Annotated in this window: 12 protein-coding genes and 1 pseudogene; 6 read left to right on the forward strand and 7 right to left on the reverse strand. The window is 34.9% G+C overall.

The window, feature by feature from the left end; translation table 11 throughout:
* Positions 1-28: 28 nt before the first annotated feature.
* From H7350_RS01065 to H7350_RS01090, 6 genes are all read right to left on the reverse strand, one after another.
* The gene (locus H7350_RS01065; protein WP_204344022.1) at positions 29-994 is read right to left on the reverse strand and encodes an alpha/beta hydrolase; all 966 of its coding nucleotides are present in this window, start codon (positions 992-994) and stop codon (positions 29-31) included.
* A gap of 1 nt (position 995) precedes the next feature.
* Positions 996-2969: a glycoside hydrolase family 13 protein gene (locus H7350_RS01070; RefSeq protein WP_204344023.1), complete on the reverse strand. Its 1974-nt coding sequence runs from the start codon at positions 2967-2969 to the stop codon at positions 996-998.
* Between the two features lie 34 nt (positions 2970-3003).
* The gene (locus H7350_RS01075; protein ID WP_204344024.1) at positions 3004-5310 is read right to left on the reverse strand and encodes a glycoside hydrolase family 65 protein; all 2307 of its coding nucleotides are present in this window, start codon (positions 5308-5310) and stop codon (positions 3004-3006) included.
* Positions 5311-5322: 12 nt separating this feature from the next.
* Positions 5323-6024, reverse strand: coding sequence for a beta-phosphoglucomutase (gene pgmB / locus H7350_RS01080; protein ID WP_204344025.1), 702 nt, complete (start codon positions 6022-6024; stop codon positions 5323-5325).
* Positions 6017-7546: an MFS transporter gene (locus H7350_RS01085; RefSeq protein ID WP_204344026.1), complete on the reverse strand. Its 1530-nt coding sequence runs from the start codon at positions 7544-7546 to the stop codon at positions 6017-6019. The genes pgmB and H7350_RS01085 overlap by 8 nt, the downstream gene beginning before the upstream one ends.
* 130 nt (positions 7547-7676) lie before the next feature.
* On the reverse strand, positions 7677-8729 hold the full coding sequence (locus tag H7350_RS01090) for a LacI family DNA-binding transcriptional regulator (RefSeq protein WP_204344027.1): 1053 nt from the start codon (positions 8727-8729) through the stop codon (positions 7677-7679).
* Between the two features lie 314 nt (positions 8730-9043).
* On the opposite strand from H7350_RS01090, the gene H7350_RS01095 reads away from it, so the two are divergent.
* From H7350_RS01095 to H7350_RS01120, 6 genes and pseudogenes are all read left to right on the forward strand, one after another.
* Positions 9044-11947 (forward strand): SusC/RagA family TonB-linked outer membrane protein, encoded by a 2904-nt coding sequence (locus H7350_RS01095; RefSeq protein WP_204344028.1) that lies wholly within the window; start codon positions 9044-9046, stop codon positions 11945-11947.
* A 5-nt stretch (positions 11948-11952) separates the two neighbouring features.
* Positions 11953-13551: a RagB/SusD family nutrient uptake outer membrane protein gene (locus H7350_RS01100; protein WP_204344029.1), complete on the forward strand. Its 1599-nt coding sequence runs from the start codon at positions 11953-11955 to the stop codon at positions 13549-13551.
* Positions 13552-13563: 12 nt separating this feature from the next.
* Positions 13564-14700, forward strand: coding sequence for a SusE domain-containing protein (locus tag H7350_RS01105; protein WP_204344030.1), 1137 nt, complete (start codon positions 13564-13566; stop codon positions 14698-14700).
* An 11-nt stretch (positions 14701-14711) separates the two neighbouring features.
* Positions 14712-16508, forward strand: coding sequence for a SusE domain-containing protein (locus H7350_RS01110; protein ID WP_204344031.1), 1797 nt, complete (start codon positions 14712-14714; stop codon positions 16506-16508).
* Between the two features lie 62 nt (positions 16509-16570).
* A complete protein-coding gene (locus H7350_RS01115) occupies positions 16571-19498 on the forward strand; it encodes an alpha-amylase family glycosyl hydrolase (protein WP_204344032.1) in 2928 nt (975 codons plus the stop codon).
* Positions 19499-19745: 247 nt separating this feature from the next.
* Positions 19746-20027, forward strand: a pseudogene (locus H7350_RS01120) (helix-turn-helix domain-containing protein).
* A 911-nt stretch (positions 20028-20938) separates the two neighbouring features.
* Here the strand turns inward: H7350_RS01120 and H7350_RS01125 are convergent.
* Positions 20939-22066, reverse strand: coding sequence for a formylglycine-generating enzyme family protein (locus H7350_RS01125; protein ID WP_204344033.1), 1128 nt, complete (start codon positions 22064-22066; stop codon positions 20939-20941).
* Positions 22067-22105 lie beyond the last annotated feature (39 nt).

Here is a 22105-nt window from a genome sequence, read left to right on the forward strand (position 1 = left end):
GCTATAAATTATGTGGTTTAATGACGTCTTATTTTTTCAATAAAAAGGTTAATGGCTTATCGAGTCGCTTATTCCAAGAGTTTTCTGAATGATCTTCACCTTCAAAAAATAAATTAACTGAATTAGCATCAGTGTATCCCTTTTGTTTTAATATTGAGTCAACTCTAGGCGCATATTGTGGGTAATGTGCATCTAAGGTTTTATCTCCATAATCGAAATAAAGTTTATGGTTTTCTGGTGAAGGAAGATGTTCTTCCATATACTCAAAAATAGCATTAGGCAATGGATTAAAATCTGCTGGTGTAGCACCAACCCAATGCGTAGAGATACAAGCTGCTCCTCCAAATACTTCTGGGTATTCAGAAATAGCATACATTGACATGAGTCCGCCCATACTTGAGCCTATAACAAATGTATTCTCAGAGTCTGTTAAGGTTGAAAAGGATTTGTCTATAACAGGTTTCAACTCTTCAACAATAAACTTAAGGTACTTATCTCCTGATAATGCAATCGATTTATCGGCATTAATTGTTTTCACATATAACTCATCAATAACTTGTTTATCAAAACTTTCGAAAGCTTTCTGCGGAAATAAATCTTGCCATCTAATGTCAGCAATATTATGAATCGCGACGACTATAAAGTTTTTAGTTTTATTTTCACTCATCAGCTTTGAAGCCCATTCATCGACTTTCCACTCTTGTTTATTCCATGTTGTACTAGCATCGAATAGCATTTGTCCGTCATGCATATAAAGCACTGCATAAGCATTTTGGTCAGAATAATTTTCAGGCAACCATACGTCAACAGGTCTTGGTGTGATGTATGATGATGGAAAGCTATCAACTCTTTTTAAAGTTCCTCCATATAATTTAACGTCCTCAACTTGATGAAATGTTAGCTGGTTTTTGTCTTCGGAAACGTTAACTTCTTGTGTTTTGTCTTTACATGAAAGCATTAAAATCATTGCTAAAATTAGACTACAATGTTTCATCTCAATTGGTTTTAGTTGTAAGTAAAATTGGTCCTTTGGTTGTTAGCTCAATAGCATTATTCCAAATAAATTTATCTCCTGAAATAATGTTGTGTAAGGTTTTACCATCCAATCCTATTTCGGAGTAACGCTTTAAATCAATTGTAATGGGCTTATCATTTTTATTAACTATTAAGACCACTGTTTCGTCACCTAATGTTCTAAATAAGAAATAGGTTCCCATAAAAGGTGCAAAGTGTACTGTTTTACCTTCATGGATTGCTTTACTGTTTTTTCGATAGTTGAGTAAGGTTTTTACAAATGCTTGCATGTCCTTTTGTTGCGGAGTTAAACCTTCTCCAGTAAATGCATTAACGGTATCACCTTCCCATCCTCCAGGATAATCGGTTCTAATCAATCCGTGATCTCCTGGCTTATCAAAATCATCCATTAAGATTTCGGTACCATAATACATTTGCAAAATTCGAGGCATGGTCGCATAGGTCGCCAATGCCATTTTTGTATTCGGAATATCGCCCTTTAATTGTGTAAAAATGCGACTCATATCGTGATTTCCTGGAAATATTAGGATGTCTTTCGGACTAGCATAATGGAAATCGTTAGCCAGGCCTTCGTAAATTTTCACAAGACCTCTGTCCCAGGATTCTTCTTCATTAAAAGCTTCAACAACTTTACTTTGCATTGCGAAGTCCATTGGTGATTTTAAATTAGAATCATAACCATCTCTATTGTTAGCACCTTCCTGCCAATAACCGATAAGTAAAGGATTATAGCTCCACTCTTCACCTACAATACTAAAGTTAGGATACTCTGTCATAATTGCACCAGCCCAGTCACTCATAAAATGTTTATCAGGATAGGGATAGGTGTCTTGACGTATTCCATCCAGCTGTGCCGTTTCAATCCACCAAATACTATTTTGAATAATGTATTTAGCCATAAATGGATTTCTCTGATTTAAATCAGGCATTGCTGATACAAACCACCCGTTAGAATTTCCGTCGCTATCATATTTAGAGGCATAAATATCTTGATTGGTAGTTCGTATATGATTAGAATTAATCGTCACATCATTATTCCAGTTATCAATGTTTTTTTCGTAATTATCTTGAAGATTCACCCAGTCTTTAAATGGTAAATCTTTCATCCACCAGTGTTCTAATCCGCAATGATTCGCAACCTGATCCATCACGAGCTTCATTCCTCTTTGCTTAGCCTTTTGAGACAATTCTTGATATTCTGCTAGCGTTCCGAATCGCGGATCAATTTGATATAGGTCTGTGATGGCATAACCATGATACGACCCCCTTTTCATATTATTGGTTAGTAAAGGTTGTGGCCAAACTGCTGTGAAACCTAAATCTTTAATATAATCTAAATGGTTAATTATACCTTCAATATCACCTCCGTGACGTGCATAATTATTAGTTCTATCAATTGTTTTTTCTAGCAAACCTTCCTGACCTTCCATAGCAATTGGAGTATCATTATCAGGATTAGCATTTGCGAAACGGTCTGGAGTTATGAGGTAAATAGCATCGCTACTATTAAAACCTTTATAGTCTTCGGCAGGTTTCGAACGTGTTTTTAATTCGTAAACATCAATGAGTTCATCTCCATTATCATTTTTAAACTTGATATTAAATCGTCCTGCAGGTGTTCCATCAGTAATGATTACATCAATAAACAGGTAATTATTACTATTGTCGCCTTTACTCACCTTATTTATTGACACACCATTGTAAGAAATACTCGGTGTAAAATCTCCAATATTATCATGTTTGACCAATAATTGAAGGGTGTCATTTTTAAAACCTGTCCACCAGTTTGGAGGCTCTATGCGTTCAATATCACTTTTATCAATAACATCTGATGGTGAGCTACTATCTACTGCGCTTTCAGACGTATTTCCATCTTTACAAGACACACTTAAAGCAATTATGAATGAGAAAAATAAAAAAGCTAGTTTTTTCATAGAATAAAGTTTTTAAGTCTGAATTATTAATTAGTTATACTGTCACCAAATTATTAGCGCTTATTGTTACTGCTTTACCATTTACCAAAATCTCTAAATCGCGATGACCTTCGAGTTCAAATTTGGTTTCACTTTTAGTGACATGTATCTTTAAAATTAGATTTCTAAAGTTGACTTTGAAGGAATAACCATTCCATTCCGCTGGAATTTTTGGCTCAAACGACAACGTATCGTTGACGATACGCATTCCGCCAAAACCTTCAACAATACTCATCCAAGTACCCGCCATTGAAGTTATATGTAGTCCTTCTTCAACTTCGTGATTATAATCATCCAAATCTAATCGTGATGTACGTAAATAGAATTCATAAGCCTGATCCATACGTCCGAGTTTTGCTGCTTGAATACTATGTACACATGGGGACAACGAACTTTCATGAACAGTAAATGGCTCATAAAAATCAAAATGACGCTCCAGCTCTTCTATAGTAAAATGATCTTCAAAGAAATAAAACCCTTGTAAGGTATCTGCTTGTTTGATATAAGGTGAACGTAAGATTCTGTCCCAAGACCATTTTTGATTAATAGGTCGCTGGGATTTAGGTAAATTCTCAACGGTAATCAATTCTTTATCTAAAAAGCCATCCTGTTGTAAATAGACGTTTTTAGTTTCAGAAAATGGAAAATACATGTTATTGGCAACTTCTTTCCAAAGATCTAACTCATTATCTGTCAATTTTGTTTTACCAATAATTCGTGAATAATCATCACTGTAACCCTCTTTAACTTTTGCCAGTGTTTCAATTGTATAATCGATGCACCATTTAGCTATATAGTTCGTATACCAGTTGTTATTGACATTATTTTCATATTCATTTGGACCAGTAACTCCAAGAATCATGTATTTGTTTTTGGCTTCAGAAAAATTAGCCCGTTGTTGCCAGAATCTTGCAATTCCGATTAAGACTTCCAAACCTTTTTCAGGAATATAACTAAAATCACCCGTATATCTGAAATAATTAAAAATCGCAAAAGCAATGGCACCATTACGATGAATCTCCTCAAAGGTAATTTCCCATTCATTATGGCATTCTTCTCCATTCATCGTTACCATAGGATATAAAGCAGCGCCATTGGTAAAGCCTAATTTTTCGGCATTTTCAATAGCTTTCTCTAAATGGTGATAACGGTATTCTAATAAGCTCTTAGCAACTTGTTGATCTTTAGTTGCCATATAAAACGGGATACAATACGCTTCGGTATCCCAATAGGTACTACCGCCATATTTTTCACCTGTAAAACCTTTTGGCCCAATATTTAATCGAGCATCCTTACCTAAATACGTTTGGTTTAACTGAAAAATATTAAAACGAATTCCCTGTTGTGCTGCCACATCACCTTCGATAGTGATATCTGCCATGTCCCAAATTTTTGCCCAAGCTTGTTTTTGTTGTTCTAGCAACGTATTAAAGCCAAGTTCTGTAACCTGATTGAGCGTCTTTTTAGCGACAGTAATCAGTTCGTTTTTATCATGATTTCTATCAGATGTATAACCACCAAATTTTGTAAGTGTAATGGTATCTCCTTTAGTTACCTGGTTTTGATAAGTAAATGCAATTGTATCAATAGCATCATTTACTGTTTTATCCTGTTCTAAAATTTTACCATTTAAAGACACTTGTGTTTGCATTGCTGTACACACATAAAAATTAGTTTTCATGGTACGAGACACAATAAATGCTTGTTCATCTTCATGATTAACACTCAAAACGTCCCAAAACTTATCATCCCAGTTAGAATCTTCATTGGTAATCCCATTATCTAAGTAAGGTGAAAAATTAATTTGAGCATCGTTATTTAATGGCGTTACATGATATTCTATAGCTCCTATTTCATCAATTTCCAGACTGAGAAAACGTTTGGTTTCTACCTTAACTTCAATAAAGTTTTGAAGTGTCGCTGTGAAACTTCGAGACAACCAACCTTCTTTCATATTAAGTTCTCTTCGGAAATTTTCTACTTTATTACATTTGGCTAAATCTAACGACTCACCATTAATAGTGACGTTAATACCAATCCAATTCGGTGCGTTTAAAACTTTAGCAAAATACTCTGGGTAGCCATTTTTCCACCAACCTACTCTGGTTTTATCTGGATAATACACTCCTGCCACATAGCTTCCCTGAAAGGTTTCTCCTGAGTAGTGCTCTTCAAAATTGGCACGTTGTCCCATGGCACCATTTCCTAAGCTCATTAAACTTTCTGAAGATTTTACACGCTTTGCTTCAAAACCTTCTTCAATGATTGACCAGTTATCTGGTTGTATATATATATTATTCATTGTCTTTAAAAATCAATTATTGATTGATAAATTATTTTCTTTATTATTTTTCTTTACAGTTCCAGATATAAGTCCTTCTAAAAAGGCTGGAGACATTTCAGTAAAGTCTTTAAAAATATAATCTGCTTCACGAAGCACATCCTTTTCTCCTATACCTATAGAAATCATATTTGCTACGTTAGCCGCTTGAACACCAGCAACAGAATCTTCAAAAACAATACAATCTTCAGGCTTTAAGTCTAAGAGCTTGGCTCCTATTAAAAATACTTCTGGATCTGGTTTAGCTTTCGACACATCATTGCCATCAACTATAGCTTGAAATTTATGAAACAGGTTTACTTTCTGTAAAATTGGAGTTGCATTTTTACTTGCTGAACCTAGAGCAATCGCTTGCTTTTTTTCAATTAAAAAGTCTAGTGTTTTTGATACATCTGGAAGAATCTCAGATGCGTCCATTTTATTTATATAACTTAGATAGTCATCATTTTTTAAACCCATGAGTTTCATGAATTCATCTTCAGACAGGGTTTTATTTCCCCATGCTAATATTTTTTCTAATGAACGTACGCGGCTTACTCCTTTAAGTTGTTCATTTTGTACTTCGGAAAAATCTACACCAATACTATTGGCTAATTTTTTCCAAGCTAAAAAGTGATACTTTGCGGTATCGACGATGACACCATCGAGGTCAAATATGAATCCTTTTTTATGCATTTGTTTTAATTGTTGTTTTGTCATTTACTGTTAATGATAGTATGCCTGCAATAATCATGGAAACTCCACCTATTAATAATGCATAAATGGGTTGGTTATCGAAAAATTTAGAGACTAAAAATCCTAAGATAGATGCAGCTACCAATTGAGGTATAACTATAAAAAAGTTAAACACTCCCATATAATAGCCCATTTTATTTGCTGGCAAAGATCCTGATAACATCGCATAAGGAATAGACAAAATACTAGCCCAAGCAATACCAACACCAATCATTGGCAACCATTCAATTGTAAAAACAGAAGGTTCAGTTATAAAATAAAGTGACATTAGCCCTAATCCTCCGGCAACTAGTGCCAAAAAATGAGTGAATTTACGACTCGTCATTTTTGCAAGTAGTGGTAATAAAAATGCAACTGCTGCTGCAATAATATTGTAATTAGCAAACATTGCACCTACCTGATTTGCACCCAAATTGTATGCACTTGATGTAGTGTCTGTAGTTTTGTAAATATGTTCTGTTACAGCAGGTGTCATGTAAATCCACATAGAGAACAAAGCAAACCAAGAGAAAAACTGAACCCAAGCTAACTGCTTCATTACTTTTGGCATGGATTGAAAATCGTTCATGATATTAACAAATCCGCTTTCAGTATTATTATTCTTTTGAAGAATTCCTGAGATGAGCATTGCAATTCCACCTAAAGTAATAAGCCCTAACGTTAGGACGAATAAATCCTTTTTTAGTTCAAAATGATAAACGACATATGTAGACATCAAACCAATAATGGTTGTAATTATTCCAGTGATAAAATGAGATTTTCCATTATTTCGAAACCAATCTGCTGAAGGTTTTTCTGTAGTAGATATTTCTTTTTCTTGTTCAAAAGCAAGCATCTCTTCTGGTGAATATTCTTTCGATTTCAACACTGTCCATAAAACAGCAATTAAAAAAGCTGCGCCTCCAATGTAGAAAGAGTATTTTACCGAATCAGGAATTACACCTTCAGGAGCCGTATTAGAAATACCAATGTAAGTCATAAATTCTGGTAAGCGAGATGCAACATAAGCACCAACACCTATAAAGAAACTTTGCATTGCAAAACCTTTAGTTAACTGATGTTCAGGAAGATTGTCTCCAACAAAAGCTCTAAACGGTTCCATAGACACATTAATAGAGGCATCCATAATCCACAGCATACCAGCTGCGAACCACAATACAGGAGAATTAGGCATTATAAACAATGCCAATGAGGCCAAAATTGCTCCAATTAAAAAGTATGGTCGACGACGCCCTAATTTTGGATGCCAAGTACGATCACTAAAATAACCAATGATAGGCTGAACAATTAATCCTGTTAGAGGTGCGGCAACCCAAAGAATAGGTATATCTTCGACTTCGGCTCCAAGAGTTTGAAAAATTCGACTAACGTTGGCATTTTGAAGGGCAAAACCCATTTGTATCCCTAAGAAACCGAAACTCATGTTCCAGATTTCCCAAAAACCTAGCGTGCGCTTTTGCATAATAGTATGTTTAAATTAATACTATTGACAAGCGATAAAACTTATCAAAACTTAAATGTAGAAGTGAAAATATAAGTTTTGATTTGGCTGTAAATATAGTAAAGTTTTTAATTAATCAATGATAAATCTATTATTTGGTTGATTCTCTTTCGATTAATTCGGTCTCAATTATGACCGTTTCATAGATGTCTTCTTCCTCTTCAGCGCTTTCATCTAATTCTAATCTGTTGATTAATAAATCGGCCGCTTTTTCCCCGATTTTTTGTCCGTGCTGACTCACTGTCGTTAGGCTTGGTGTAGAATGTTTTGACAAGACACCATCAGTAAAACTAATGACCTGAAGCGATTTAGGAATTTCTAACCCTAGCTTTCTGGCGACCTTCATTGCTGTAACAGCATACAGCTCGTTTACGGCAAAAACACCATCAATATTTTTGTTCGATTTGAATAATTGTTCGATTTCTTTTTCGAGCGCTTCCAAATGATTTTCAGATAACAACTTATCATCAACTTTTAAAATTAATGATGATTTCGGACTTATCTTATGGTCTTCTAAAGCTTCTAAATACCCTTGAGTTCTTAATTTTCCGACGCTCACATAATCCTTAGTAGTAATAATTGCAATATGTTTACAACCGTTACCTATTAGCTTTTCAACAGCTTGTTTGGCGCCTTTCACATCATCAACAATAACTTTATCGCAAGGTATTTCATTCACCACACGATCAAACATCACGATAGGCATACCTTGATTAATGGTTTCGGTAAAGTGATGATAATCCTGCTGTTGCAATGTCTCTTTTGAAATTGAAAGAATAAAACCATCTATACTTCCATTAGCCAGCATTTGCATATTGATTACCTCTTTATCAAACGATTCATTTGACAAACCAACAATCACATTATAACCTCTACTGTTTGCAACCAGTTCTATACCTGTAATCACTTTAGAAAAAAAGTGATGCACAATTTCAGGTATAATAATACCAATTGTCTTGGTTTTTCTGTTTTTTAAACTCAGAGCAATATTATTAGGCCTGTAGTTGTATAGTTTTGCAAATGCCTGAACTTTCTGTCTAGTATCTTCACTTATTTCAACACTATTTCGAAGTGCTTTTGACACTGTTGAGATAGACACATCGAGTTCTTTAGCTATTTGTTTTAGGGTTACTTTTCGTCTCATTTATAGGGATTATAATCAACAGATTTTTTATTTCTGAAAGGTTAAAACTAAACAATAATTTGCGATTTTAATTAAAAAATGATATTTTAAAATTCCGAAGATGACAATAATTTCATGTTTTTATTACTAAAACAATAATTCTCACCCATTTGAACTACGGTACTGTTAAAATTTAAAAAGTTTTTAACACGAAAACGTTTGCGTTGCTGAAATACAAAGGGACAACAGTAAATACACATAAATTTTACATAGATTTAACCCAGAAGTGAAAATATAGTCAATTTAACTAAAGCAACTAACTTTAAAAATATTTTATGAAGACATTTTTAAATAGCTTATTGTTACTAACATTTTTAATACCTGCTACCATCTTTGGTCAAACCAATGTAACAGGTGTAGTAACTGATGAAGCTAACGCACTACCGCTTCCTGGAGTTAATATCCTTGTAAAAGGAACAACCACAGGAGCATCAACTGATTTTGATGGAAATTATTCTATTACAGCAAACGAAGGAGATATTCTCATATTTTCTTACTTAGGGTATGCTACCAAAGAAATCACATTCACTGGGCAATCGCCTCTTAATGTAAGTTTAAGTGAAGACATTGGTCAATTAAACGAAATTGTGTTAATTGGTTATGGTACGACAACAAAAAAGGATGCTACAGGTTCATTAGAATCGGTTACATCTGAAGATTTCACAAAAGGTAACATAGTAACACCAGAGAACTTATTACAAGGTCGTGTTGCGGGTGTAACCATAAACACAAGTGGAGCTCCTGGTTCTGGTTCTGAAATTAAAATTAGAGGAGGATCTTCAATTAATGCATCTAATAATCCTTTAATTGTTATTGATGGATTACCAATTACAAATGATGGTGTTGGAGGTTCTAGAGGTATTCTAGCAAGTATCAACCCTAATGACATTGAGTCGTTTACCGTTTTAAAAGATGCTTCTGCAACTGCAATTTACGGATCTCGTGCATCTAATGGTGTTATCATTATTGTAACTAAAAAAGGAAAGGCTAAGTTTAGTGCAGATTACGACGTACAATTCACATTTGGTGACATTGACGAGCAAGTTGATGTGTTTTCTGCTGATGACTTTAGAGCGCTTGTAAACTCTCAACCAATTAACGGAACAACCTTAAACACCGACTTATTGGGTGATACAAGTACAGACTGGCAAGATGCAATCTTTAGACAAACTGTATCAGCTGTACATAATGCAACTTTAAGAGGTTCATTATTTAACGTATTGCCTGCACGTTTATCTTTTGGTGTAACAAATCAAGAAGGTGCGCTTTTAACGTCTAAGTTTAACCGACGTAATTTATCGGTTGCATTGAACCCTTCAATGTTTGACAATCATTTAAAAATAAATGTGAATGCTAATTTAGCATTTGAAGATAGCCGATTTGCTGATTCTGGACAAATTGGTGCTGCATTACGTTATGATCCAACACAGCCAATTTACGATCCAACCTCTCCATTTGGAGGTTTCTACCAACACAGAAATGGTAATACATTATTATTAGGTACTACAAACCCTGTAGCATCGTTATTACAAACGAATAACCAAGGTGACGCCAATAGATTTTTTGGAAATATCAACTTTGATTATAAATTCCATTTCTTACCAGAATTAAGAGCAGTCCTTAATTTAGGATTTGATCAAACCGATGGTAACACAGATAACTTTTCTGTTTTTGCTACAAATGATGATGTAACTGCAAATATTTCAAGAAGTTTTCAAACAAGAAAAAACCAATCTCTTGATGGGTTTTTAAACTATAAGAAAACTTTTGGTGATATTGAAACAGATCTAACAGCAGGATATTCTTATCAAAGATTTACTAATGATGGTTCATTTTCTGGAAACAGATTAGACCCATTAAGTGTTGGTGATACTTTCGCCGATCCAGATATCGTTTTAATTGGTTTCTTTGGTAGAGCTAATTTAACCTTCTTTGAAAAATACCTAGCAACATTTACATACAGACGTGATGGAACATCACGTTTTAGTGAACAAAACCAATGGGGTAACTTTTATGCAGGTGCAGTAGCATGGCAATTAAGTGAGGAAGATTTTCTTAAAGATTCTGAAACCATCTCTAACTTAAAGTTAAGAGCGAGTTATGGTATTACAGGACAACAAGAAATTGGTGAACGTGATTTATTTTTAAGTCGCTATAGAGCAGGTAATGAAAACTCTCAATTTCAGTTTGGCAATACAGTGATACGATCTTTAATCCCTTCTGAAATTAACCCAGACCTAAAATGGGAAGAGACTAAAACACTAGAATTTGGTATTGATTACGGTTTATTTAATGATAGAATTTCTGGTAGTTTAAATGTATTCCAAAAAGACTCTGAAGACTTATTATTTAATGCACCTGTTCCTGATGGAAGTAACTTTTCAAATAGTATTGTACAAAACATTGGTAACTTAAGAATTCAAGGTATCGAATTTACAACCAATGTAGATGCTGTTAGAAGTGAAGATTTTAATTTAAACTTTAACTTCAATGCTACATTCCTTGATAGAGAGATTACTGAACTAGCCTTTGGTCAAGATGTTACTACTGGAGGTATTGCTGGTGGAACTGGAAACTTCATACAATTATTTAGAGAAGGTGAAGCTCCAAATTCGTTTTACGTATTTAAGCAACTTAAAGATGCTCAAGGTAATTATATAGAAGGTGCGTATGTAGATTTAAATGGAGACAATATCATTAATGATGAAGATCGTTACCTTAAAGCTAACCCTGATCCAGATGTAATTCTTGGATTTCAAACCAACTTAGAATATAGAAATTTTGACTTTGCGTTCAACCTAAGAGCCAACATAGGAAACTACGTTTATAATAACGTAAACTCTTCAAGAGCTCAGTATGAATTATTACAAGATAATGCTGTATTAGGAAATATTCCTACTTCAGTAACTCAAACTAATTTCCAAAGAACATCAGATGTAATCATTTCTGACGTCTATGTTGAAAATGCTTCATTTTTGAAAATGGATAATATTACTTTAGGATATACATTTAGAAACCTTTCTAACGTTATTAAGTCTGTTAGACTTTGGGGAGGTATCCAAAATGTATTTACAATAACAGAATATAGTGGTTTAGACCCAGAAGTATTTAACGGTATCGATAATACAATCTACCCTAGACCTCGCAATATATTAATTGGTGCTAATATCAAATTTTAAAGACTATGAAAAAAAGAATTAAAAACATTAGTGTCCTTTCATTATTAATGATATTTACATTATTCTCTTGTACAGATGATTTAAATATCACTCCAAATGACGATGACACATTATTAGGCGAAGACCTTTTTGAAAATGAAGGGGCTTACAGACAAGTTATTGCTGGTGTGTATGCTAATCTGGCCTTGACAGGAACAGATGGTGCTGGTACGTCAAACATCGAAGGTATTGATGCAGGTACTAGCCAATTTGGACGTGTACTTTTATACATGCAAACCTTATCAGCAGACCAGATGATCTGGTCGTATGAAAATGACCCTGGAACACGTGAAATCCAACGTAATATTTGGACAGCACAAAATCCACTTATCTTAGGAATGTTTAGTAGAACGCATTTAACTATTGCACTTGCTAATAACTTCTTGAGAGAAACTACAGATGAAAAGTTAAACAGTCGAGGTGTCTCTGATGCTGTTCGCGCTGATATTGTTGAGTATCGTGCCGAAGCAAGATTATTAAGAGCATTATCATACTATTATATGATGGATCTCTTCGGAAAAGCAAACTTCGGAACAGAAACTGATCCTTTAAATTCAGTTTTACCTGTTGCTGAAACTCCTCAACTTTTTGAGTTTATAGAAAGTGAATTATTAGATATTGAAGCTGATTTAGTACCAGCAGGAGAAAATGAATATGGTAGAGCAGACAGAGGTGTTGCTCATATGATTCTTGCTAAAATATATCTAAATGCGGAAGTATATATCCAAACAGATAGATACAGCGATTGTTTAAACTATTGCCAGCAATTATTATCATCAGGATATAGCTTAGCCGATGACTACAGACATAATTTCTTAGCTGACAACAACACAAACTCAGCTTTAAATGAAATCATTTTCCCTATTGTATCTGACGGATTTACTACACAAAACTTCGGACCAACTACTGTTATGATTAACGGTTCTGTTGGAAGTATTGAAGTCAATGGTACTGAAGTTGGCGTTAGTGAAGGTGGCTGGGGAGGCGCTCTAAGAGTGCGTCGTGAGTTTGCCGAACTATGGCAAGGTGGTGATTTTATTGATGATGATAGAAACACTATCATTTCTGATAACAGACCTATTGGTATTGTTGACATTTCAGATAGAGATTCTGGATATATTATCCAAAAATATGCTAATGTCACTTCAACAGGAGCCAATGGTATCGATCAAACTTTTGTTGATACAGATTTCCCTTTATTTAGATTAGCTGATGTACATTTAATGTATGCTGAAGCTCATCTTAGAGGTGGAGGTGGTTCAACACCTACTGCAGTTGAGTTAATAAATGATTTAAGAATACGAGCTAATAACCCTAATTTAATTTCTAGTGACGAGCTTACTTTAGATTTTATCTTAGATGAAAGATCAAGAGAACTACACTGGGAAGCTCATAGAAGACAGGATTTAATTCGTTATGGATTATTCACTGGTGGAAACTATAACTGGGCTTGGAAAGGTAACGGAAGTAATGGTATTGCAATACCATCTCACCTTAAACTATATCCAATACCAAGTTTAAGTTTATCATCAAATCCAAACCTAACTCAAAATTCTGGATACTAAAAAAATAACACAATGAAAAAAATATTAAAATTTAAAGTTGTATTGTTTGCTGTATTATCACTTGGATTCTTAATGAATTCATGTGAAGATGATACATCTGAGTTTACAGCAACTCCAACACAAGCTATAACGCTTGCCGATCTTCCAATTACGATGATTGAGTTAGATGCTACTAATCCTGGTAATCCAGCAATAACATTTAACTGGAACGAAGCAGATTACAATCAACAAGCATCAGAAAATTATACAGTACTTGTATCATCTGATGAAGCATTCACAAACCCTATAACTGCTACTTCTGTAGTAGGAACAACGTCTGCGACATTATCTGTAAACGAATTGAATTCTGCTGCAGGTGCTGCTGGCTTACCTCCTTTTACTTTTAGCACATTATATGCTAAAGTTGAAAGTTCTATAGGAACTCAAAACGGACTTCCAGTAAGTTCTAATACTATTAATTTCCAAGTGCAGCCCTATTTCAACTATGTATTTGATGATTACTACTTAGTAGGAAATGGAACGTCTGCAGATTGGAATAACAATAACAATAACCCACCATTATTTAGAGATGCCGAAAACGGTAATTTATATACCTATACTGGTTTCTTCACTAAAGGTGGAGGTGGTTTTGATGATGGTCGTTTTAAAATCCTGGAAGTAAGAGGTCAATGGCAACCACAATGGGGTGTTGCTGCCGATGAAGGTAGCGATACAATCGAAGCTTCAGGTGACATCGCTGGAAACCCTGCTACACAGGATAATGATCCTGGACGATTTGGTGTAGCTTCTGATGGTTACTATACATTTACCATCAACTTTTCATCAAACACATATACTATGAACCCTTTTAATGATGCTGGTGCAACTACATTTACTAGCATGACATTACAAGGATCTGGTGTAGGATCTGATACTGCATTTACACAATCTAGTTTTGATAGCCATTTATGGTATATCTCAAGTGTAAACCTTCAACCTGGAGACTTACAAATTATGACAAATGCAGGAACGACATGGGCTGGATCAACTTCTTTTTCTGGAGTTGCTACCGAAGGTGGAGATAGCATACCTGTTGTTGTTCAAGATGATTATGAAGTTTGGTTTAACGACTTAACTGGGGATTATATTATGATTCCACTTAACTTATAAAAAATAACACTATGAAAATCAATAAAATTAGTGCGTTCATACTAAGTCTCTTCTTAGTCCTTGTAGCGTGCGAAACGGAAGAAAGTATTGATATTACATCTCCTGATGCTTCATTTACATTATTAGAACCATCAATATCTAATATCAACTTAAACTACAACTTACCAAACAATGAAGCATTTACTATTGTATGGAATGATCAATTGACATCTGGAGACAGTTATATGATTGAATTATCTCCTGATGCTTTATTTGAAAGTCCAACAGTAATTGGATCATCTACAACAGATCGATTTACAATGACGGTTGCCGATTTCAATAGTACAGTTCTTGGTGAAGGTGCTGCTGCATTTGAACCATTTACCGTATTTATGAGAGTAACTTCTGGATCTGAAATATCTAATAGCGTAAGCTTTAGTGTATCTTCTTATTCTGAAGCTGAACCAGTAATTACAACTCCTGACAGTTCATTTTCACTTGTTCTGTTAGAAACAACTCCAAATGATGAGGCTATAAGTGTTACTTGGGAGGATCCAGATTTTGGTGAAAACAGTTCTGTCGATGTTATTTACGAAGTTCAGTTTGCCGAAGCTGGGACAGATTTTGCTGGTGCCGTAACTGAAACTGCAACCGACATGTCTTTTTCAAGTACTCATGAATTATTTAACGAAACTGTTCTTAATGCCGGACTTGCTGCTGAAGAAGCTGGAAGTTTAGATATTAGAGTAAAAGCTACTATAGAAATGGATGCAGGAAACATGGAACGTTTCTCTGAAGCTGTAACTATTACAGTAACGGCATATAGTGTTGAGCTTGCTCCTGTTTTATACGTAGTTGGTGCTGGTGCTGCTGACGCTGGATGGTCTTGGGATACACCTGTTGAACTGCCTTTACAAGGCACTAAATACTCAGGAAATATTAACTTGGTAAATGATGCATTCAGATTTTTTACAGTTAATAACGATTGGGGATCTGGTCTTAATTACCCGTACTATGAGTCTGTTGGTTATACAATTGATAGTAATTTAGCCAATGCAATGGATGGTGATAGTAATTTCCAGTTTGTTGGTACGCCTGGTGAATACTTTATTGAAATAGATACCGATGCAAAAACAATTACCTTAGGTCCTCCAGTAGTTGGACCAAACTGTAACTTTGACCAATTATGGTTAGTTGGTGCAGGTATTGTTGATACTGGATGGTCTTGGGATACACCTGTAGCTTTACCTTGTACTGGAAACGGAACTTATTCTGGAAATGTAGCTTTAACTAATGATGCATTTAGATTTTTCTCAGTAAACAATGACTGGGGAACTGGAACTAACTATCCAACTTATGAAGGAAATGGATACACTATCGATTCTAACTTTAATAATGCAATGGATGGTGACAGTAACTTCTTCTTCAACGGAACTCCTGGAACGTATTTCCTAACCGTTGACGACATCAATAAAACAATCACCTTAGGCCCTGAACAGTTACAATGTGATTTTGAGCAATTGTGGATGGTAGGCGCTGGTGTTGTTGACGCTGGATGGTCTTGGGATACGCCTGTAGCTTTACCTTGTACTGGTGCTGGTGTGTATTCTGGATCTGTAGCTTTAACTAATGATGCATTTAGATTTTTCACGGTAAATAATGACTGGGGAACTGGAATTAATTATCCAACTTACGAAGCTGATGGATATACTATAGATTCTGATCTCATCAATGCGATGGATGGAGATAGTAACTTCTTCTTCAACGGAACTCCTGGAACTTACACTGTAACAGTAGATACTGGTAATTTAACAATCACAGTAGAGTAACTTATATTATATAAAAAAAAGCTATGTGTAATGCATAGCTTTTTTTTTAAAAATCAATTACTATGAAAAAAATTTTATGCTCTTTAATAACTTTAATTTCTTTAAACACATTTGCTCAGGTAACATTAGATGTTGGTGCTATTGAAGTTGATCAGCCTGTCACGATAACAGTAGATATTAATAGTACAGATTCAAATTGCAATGGTTTTAACAATCCGGCAAAAGTATATATGCACTCTGGTATTGGTGACAATTCTAATGCATTCGGTTTTAGTGTAGTTGGAAACTGGGGACAAGATGATGGTGTTGGTGAAATGTCTTCAAATAATGATGGGACTTTCAGCATCACTATTACGCCAGAAAGTTATTACAGTCTTACAGCACAACAAGCAGAAGACGCTACCCAAATAGGTATGGTATTCAGAAACGCTGATGGTACGGAAGAATTAAAAGACGATGGTTGCAATGATTTTATATTTCCTATTGGAAGTGTTCAAATTGACATTACTCAACCTACTACTGACTTGGTAGTCGTGAATTCAGGAAGTAACCTCTCGGTAAGTGCCGAAATCGTTTTCCAAGGTGGTACAACCGTCATGGGAAGTTTTGAAGTATTTTATAATAATGTTTCTGTGGCTACTGGGAACTGCGGATTTCCAGCATGTAACGCTACAATTAATAATATCACAGAAAATGGCACTGTAAGATTTGTTGGAACGCCTCCAGGGTCTTCAGAAACTGGTGAAGCCAGCTTTGAAGTGGTCGTTGCTCCAACTGTTGTTGAAGAAGCACTACCTTCTGGAGCCAAGGATGGAATTAACTACGGAACAGATCCAACTAAAGCTATATTGGTGTTAAATGCTCCTAAAAAAGACTTCGTTCAGGTAGCTGGAAGTTTCAATAACTATACACCTACTAATGCAGATGTTATGAAACGTGACCCATCAACAGGAAAATACTGGATAGAAGTATCAGGTCTAACATCAGGTCAGATAGAAACTTATCAGTATTGGGTATTTGACACAAATCCAATAGCAAACTCGCCTACGTTGGTAAAAACAGCTGACCCATATTCGACATTGGTATTATCGCCTTTTGATGATCCGTTTATTCCTGCTAATACATACCCAAACTTACCTGCATACCCTTCAGGGCAAGAACGTGAGGTCACTGTATTGCAAACTGGGCAAACACCTTATAACTGGCAAGTTCCAAATTTTAATAAGCCTAAGAAGGAAGATTTAATTGTTTATGAAGTTCTAGTAAGAGATTTTGATACCGATAGAAACTATCAAGATTTAATTGATAAAATCGATTACTTTAAAAATTTGAATGTTAATGCCATACAATTAATGCCAGTAATGGAATTTGAAGGCAATGAAAGTTGGGGTTATAATACGTCATTTCATTTAGCCTTAGATAAATATTATGGTACTGAAGATAAATTTAAAGAATTCATCGATGTATGCCATCAAAATGGGATAGCCGTGATTCTTGATGTTGCTTTAAATCACGCTTTTGGAAGAAACCCTATGGTACGCATGTGGATGGATGATCCTGATGGTGATGGTTGGGGTGGACCAAGTAGTGAAAACCCATATTTTAACCAAACGGCACAACACAGTTATAGTGTTGGTTCAGATTTTAGTCATACTGCCGAAGAGCCTAATGATCCTGGCGCCAGCTCTAATGATACTACAAACCCTATTACCAATCAATATGTTGAACGAGTAATTGAACACTGGATTACCGAATTTAAAATTGATGGTTTCCGATGGGATTTAACTAAAGGGTTTACTCAAAACTGTCAGAATGATGAAGGCTGTACTAATGGCTATAATCAAGACCGAGTTGATATTTTAAAAGCCTATGCAGACTACTCATGGTCATTAGATCCAGATCACTATGTTATTTTTGAACATTTAGGTCAAGAAAATGAAGAAAAAGAATGGGCAAACTATCGTTTTAACGAAGGTAAAGGTGTTATAATGTGGGGCATTATGAACAGTCAATACAACCAGTTAACAATGGGCTTTAATTCGGATAATAACATTAATAACATGGGTCATAAATCACGTCCGCAATTTAATGGTCCTAGAGTTATAGGGTATGCTGAAAGTCATGATGAAGAACGTTTAATGTATAGAAATGTGACATTTGGAAATAATTCTAATGGATCACACAACGTTAGAGATTTAAACACAGCCTTATCTAGAATGTCTGCTTTAGGTGCAGTAAGCTTAACAATTCCTGGTCCTAAAATGATTTGGCACTTTGGAGCTTTAGGTATGGACAACTCTATATTTACCTGTAATAACGGAACTGTTAATGACCCTTCAGGCACTGATGGTGATTGTAAATTAGACACCAAACCTCAACCGCAATGGTCTGAAAACTGGTTGGCAGATGCTAACAGAAGACAGATATATGATGATTGGGCACGATTGAACGCCTTAAAAATTAACGAACCCGTTTTTGAAGGTGATTATGCTATTACCTCTGGAAACTTAACCCCTAGAATTGATGTATTTGATACCTCAATCCCGACTTCAGAATTAAGAAATGTTATTGTACTTGCTAATTTTGATGTTGTTTCTCAAACTATAAATACAAGTTTCCCTACTGGTGGAAATTGGTATGACTTAATGGATAATACAGGTAATACAACCTATAGTGCATCTACTGTTACTATTCCTGCAGGTCAATTTAGAATTTTTGGAAATCAACCTGTAACATTAAGTACAGATGAATTTGAAGCTAATGATACCTTTAGCATTTATCCAAATCCTGTAAATTCATCATTTAAAACGAATAAAGTTTTAAATCGATTAGACATTTATGATATTACAGGTAAGTTGGTAAAGTCTTTCAATGGAGATTTTACTGAAACAGACTCTTATGATATTTCAGATTTAACACAAAGTATTTACTTGGTTAAGATTGAAAATTCTAATGGTCAGTCTTTAACCGCAAAGCTTATTAAACTTTAATATAGATTAATTAGTGATTTTGAATTAGCCTAAAACCTCCAAGTTAACTCTTGGAGGTTTTTTTAGTAGTAAAAACAAAAAAAGCTAACCCGTTAGAGTTAGCTTTTCCATTTAAGTACAGGCGGAGAGACTCGAACTCTCACACCTTGCGGCACTAGATCCTAAGTCTAGCGTATATTGCACCAAAAAAACACAAATAAAATCATTTTCAATGATTTAAGTGTTTGTCAATTTTCTTTAAAGTCAAATCAGGTCAACGGTATCAGCAACAATTATTACTACAGATGATCTCAGGGATTTTAAACTTGAATTGCTCCACGACATTCAAAACCTATTAAGCAAACAAGCGCAAGGCAAACTGAGAAATATCTAAAATATTCAGAACTCATGGACTTACTTCAAATTAGTCTTGGTACTCTACAAAATCTTCGAATTAAAGGCACACTACCCTATACAAAGGTTGGTGGCATCATTTTTTATGATTCAGAAGGTTATGGACAATAATCGAGTGCATCATAAAACGGAATAAGTATGCATGAATTATTTAAAACATCTCAATGCTGTATTTCAAAAATTCTATGCAGACAAAAGGCTAAACACAACTCATGTCAGCTTGTATATGGCTTTGTTTAGTTTTGGAATTTAAACCGATTTCGAGAAGAATTTTACATAGTCAGACAAGAAGTTATGAAACTCTCAAAAATTGGTTCTACAGCAACTTATCATCGCTGTTTAAAACAAATGGATCATGGGATTATTTAAAATATTCCCTTTCATAAAGTCCATATGAAGGCAGTAAAATTAAGTTGTTCAATTTCGGTACAACCTCTGAACAAGTTGTGAATGAGTTTGAAACAAGTATTGAACAAGCATTGATACGTAATACAAACATTAATAAACAAATAGAAAACATAAATAAAACTAAGCTACCAAAAAATGAATTTGAAGTGATTGATTTTTTTTAAAAAGAAAAAATGGCCTGAAAATGAAGCCAAGAAATTCTACAACCACTACCAGGGCATCGGATGGAAAATTGGTGGCAAAATAAAAATTGAAGATTGGCATGCTACAGCGAGTAATTGAGTGTGAGGGTAGCCTGGAAGTGAGCCTGATTATGCTGTTGCTCAAAGCTGAATGTTGTTATTTTGCTGTCAAAAAAAAGGTATGTCGGTGTTGGGTTACGGAATTGATTCTAAAGTCTTTGTGAAATACAAAATCATAGGAAGTGAATAAAAATGCAGATATATTTTCCTTCTCTAGCAGACTTGATTCACAATTTTTAGTTGGAAATAAAATGTTCCTTTCCAGAGCAACGGAAAGGGTTAACGGAATGAAGAGTCAGAAGTGGGGATTAGGTCCAAGAATATTGTTAAAGAAGCTATTTTGCTGGAATGTAGCTTTTACGGAATGGAAGGAAATGTGCTGAATGACTTCTAAACGTTACTTTCCCAATAACATTTCGGGCGTAACAACAGTCCTAAAACCAATATGTTCTGCAGAAGAATCATTAGCATTTCCCATTCTTGAAGATACCCTGTAACTCGCACAGTAAGAATCGCTACATAAAAAAGAACCTCCCTTAATTACTCTTTCTTGAGAATAGGGGTTGCTTTGGTTAAAAGGATTAATTGCTCCTTTAGGATTTATAGATGTTTCATTTTTAGAAGCTAACTCACTATAATAGTTAACGTTGTAATAATCTGTTGTGATCTCCCAAACATTACCTGCCATATCAAATAAACCAAAGGTATTTGGTGGGTATGATTTTACAGGTGCTGTTCTTTCAAACCCATCTTCTAAGGTATTACTCACAGGAAATTCTCCTTCCCAACTATTTGCATTTTGAGATAAAACATCCTGAGTATCTCCCCAAAAAAAGATAGTATTTTCCTTACCGCCTCTCGCCGCGTATTCCCATTCTGCCTCTGTTGGCAATCTTCTTCCAGACCATTTGCAGTAGGCTTGAGCATCTGCATATGTAATGTGAACTACAGGATGATTATCTTTTCCAATTATATCTGATTCTGGTCCATTTGGATGTCTCCAATTTGCTCCTATTTTCCATTTCCACCATTGTGAAAAATCATATAAATTAGGAACAGGCTCTTTCGTTTTCTTAAAAACAAGAGATCCGGGTTGCATAATAGAATCATGAGGTTTCGGTGTTCCTTCTGGTAATTGTTTTTTCATTTCTCCCCAATCAATTTCACGTTCGGCAACTGTTATGTATCCTGTTTCATTTACAAATTCAGAAAATTGAGCATTAGTAACTTCTGTTATATCCATAAAAAAACCATCAACCATTACCTGATGTTGTGGTTTTTCATGTTGCATCGCCATCTTGTCGTGAGACACAGCACCTTGCATAAATGTTCCTTCGGGAATCCATACAAGACCTTCAGGAGGATTGCTTATGAGGCTATCTAGTGTTTTTTGTGAGATTACAACTTCTTTTTTAGGTATTGTTAATTCTGAATTGTTTTTAGATTCAATTTTAGGTTCATTCTTACAACCTAAAGTCGTAAAAAAACAAATAGCAAATATAAATACGTGTTTAACAGTTATCATTATGTATATCGTAACAAAGGTTTACCTAACTATCAAAAC

It is taken from the genome of Psychroserpens algicola, from assembly GCF_014526325.1.
GTDB lineage: Bacteria > Bacteroidota > Bacteroidia > Flavobacteriales > Flavobacteriaceae > Psychroserpens > Psychroserpens algicola.

Excerpts from the sequence above, each read along its gene's own strand:
- H7350_RS01065 (WP_204344022.1), bottom strand. The coding sequence starts at position 994 with ATGAAACATTGTAGTCTAATTTTAGCAATGATTTTAATGCTTTCATGT.
- H7350_RS01070 (WP_204344023.1), bottom strand. The coding sequence starts at position 2,969 with ATGAAAAAACTAGCTTTTTTATTTTTCTCATTCATAATTGCTTTAAGT.
- H7350_RS01075 (WP_204344024.1), bottom strand. The coding sequence starts at position 5,310 with ATGAATAATATATATATACAACCAGATAACTGGTCAATCATTGAAGAA.
- pgmB (WP_204344025.1), bottom strand. The coding sequence starts at position 6,024 with ATGCATAAAAAAGGATTCATATTTGACCTCGATGGTGTCATCGTCGAT.
- H7350_RS01085 (WP_204344026.1), bottom strand. The coding sequence starts at position 7,546 with ATGCAAAAGCGCACGCTAGGTTTTTGGGAAATCTGGAACATGAGTTTC.
- H7350_RS01090 (WP_204344027.1), bottom strand. The coding sequence starts at position 8,729 with ATGAGACGAAAAGTAACCCTAAAACAAATAGCTAAAGAACTCGATGTG.
- H7350_RS01095 (WP_204344028.1), top strand. The coding sequence starts at position 9,044 with ATGAAGACATTTTTAAATAGCTTATTGTTACTAACATTTTTAATACCT.
- H7350_RS01100 (WP_204344029.1), top strand. The coding sequence starts at position 11,953 with ATGAAAAAAAGAATTAAAAACATTAGTGTCCTTTCATTATTAATGATA.
- H7350_RS01105 (WP_204344030.1), top strand. The coding sequence starts at position 13,564 with ATGAAAAAAATATTAAAATTTAAAGTTGTATTGTTTGCTGTATTATCA.
- H7350_RS01110 (WP_204344031.1), top strand. The coding sequence starts at position 14,712 with ATGAAAATCAATAAAATTAGTGCGTTCATACTAAGTCTCTTCTTAGTC.
- H7350_RS01115 (WP_204344032.1), top strand. The coding sequence starts at position 16,571 with ATGAAAAAAATTTTATGCTCTTTAATAACTTTAATTTCTTTAAACACA.
- H7350_RS01125 (WP_204344033.1), bottom strand. The coding sequence starts at position 22,066 with ATGATAACTGTTAAACACGTATTTATATTTGCTATTTGTTTTTTTACG.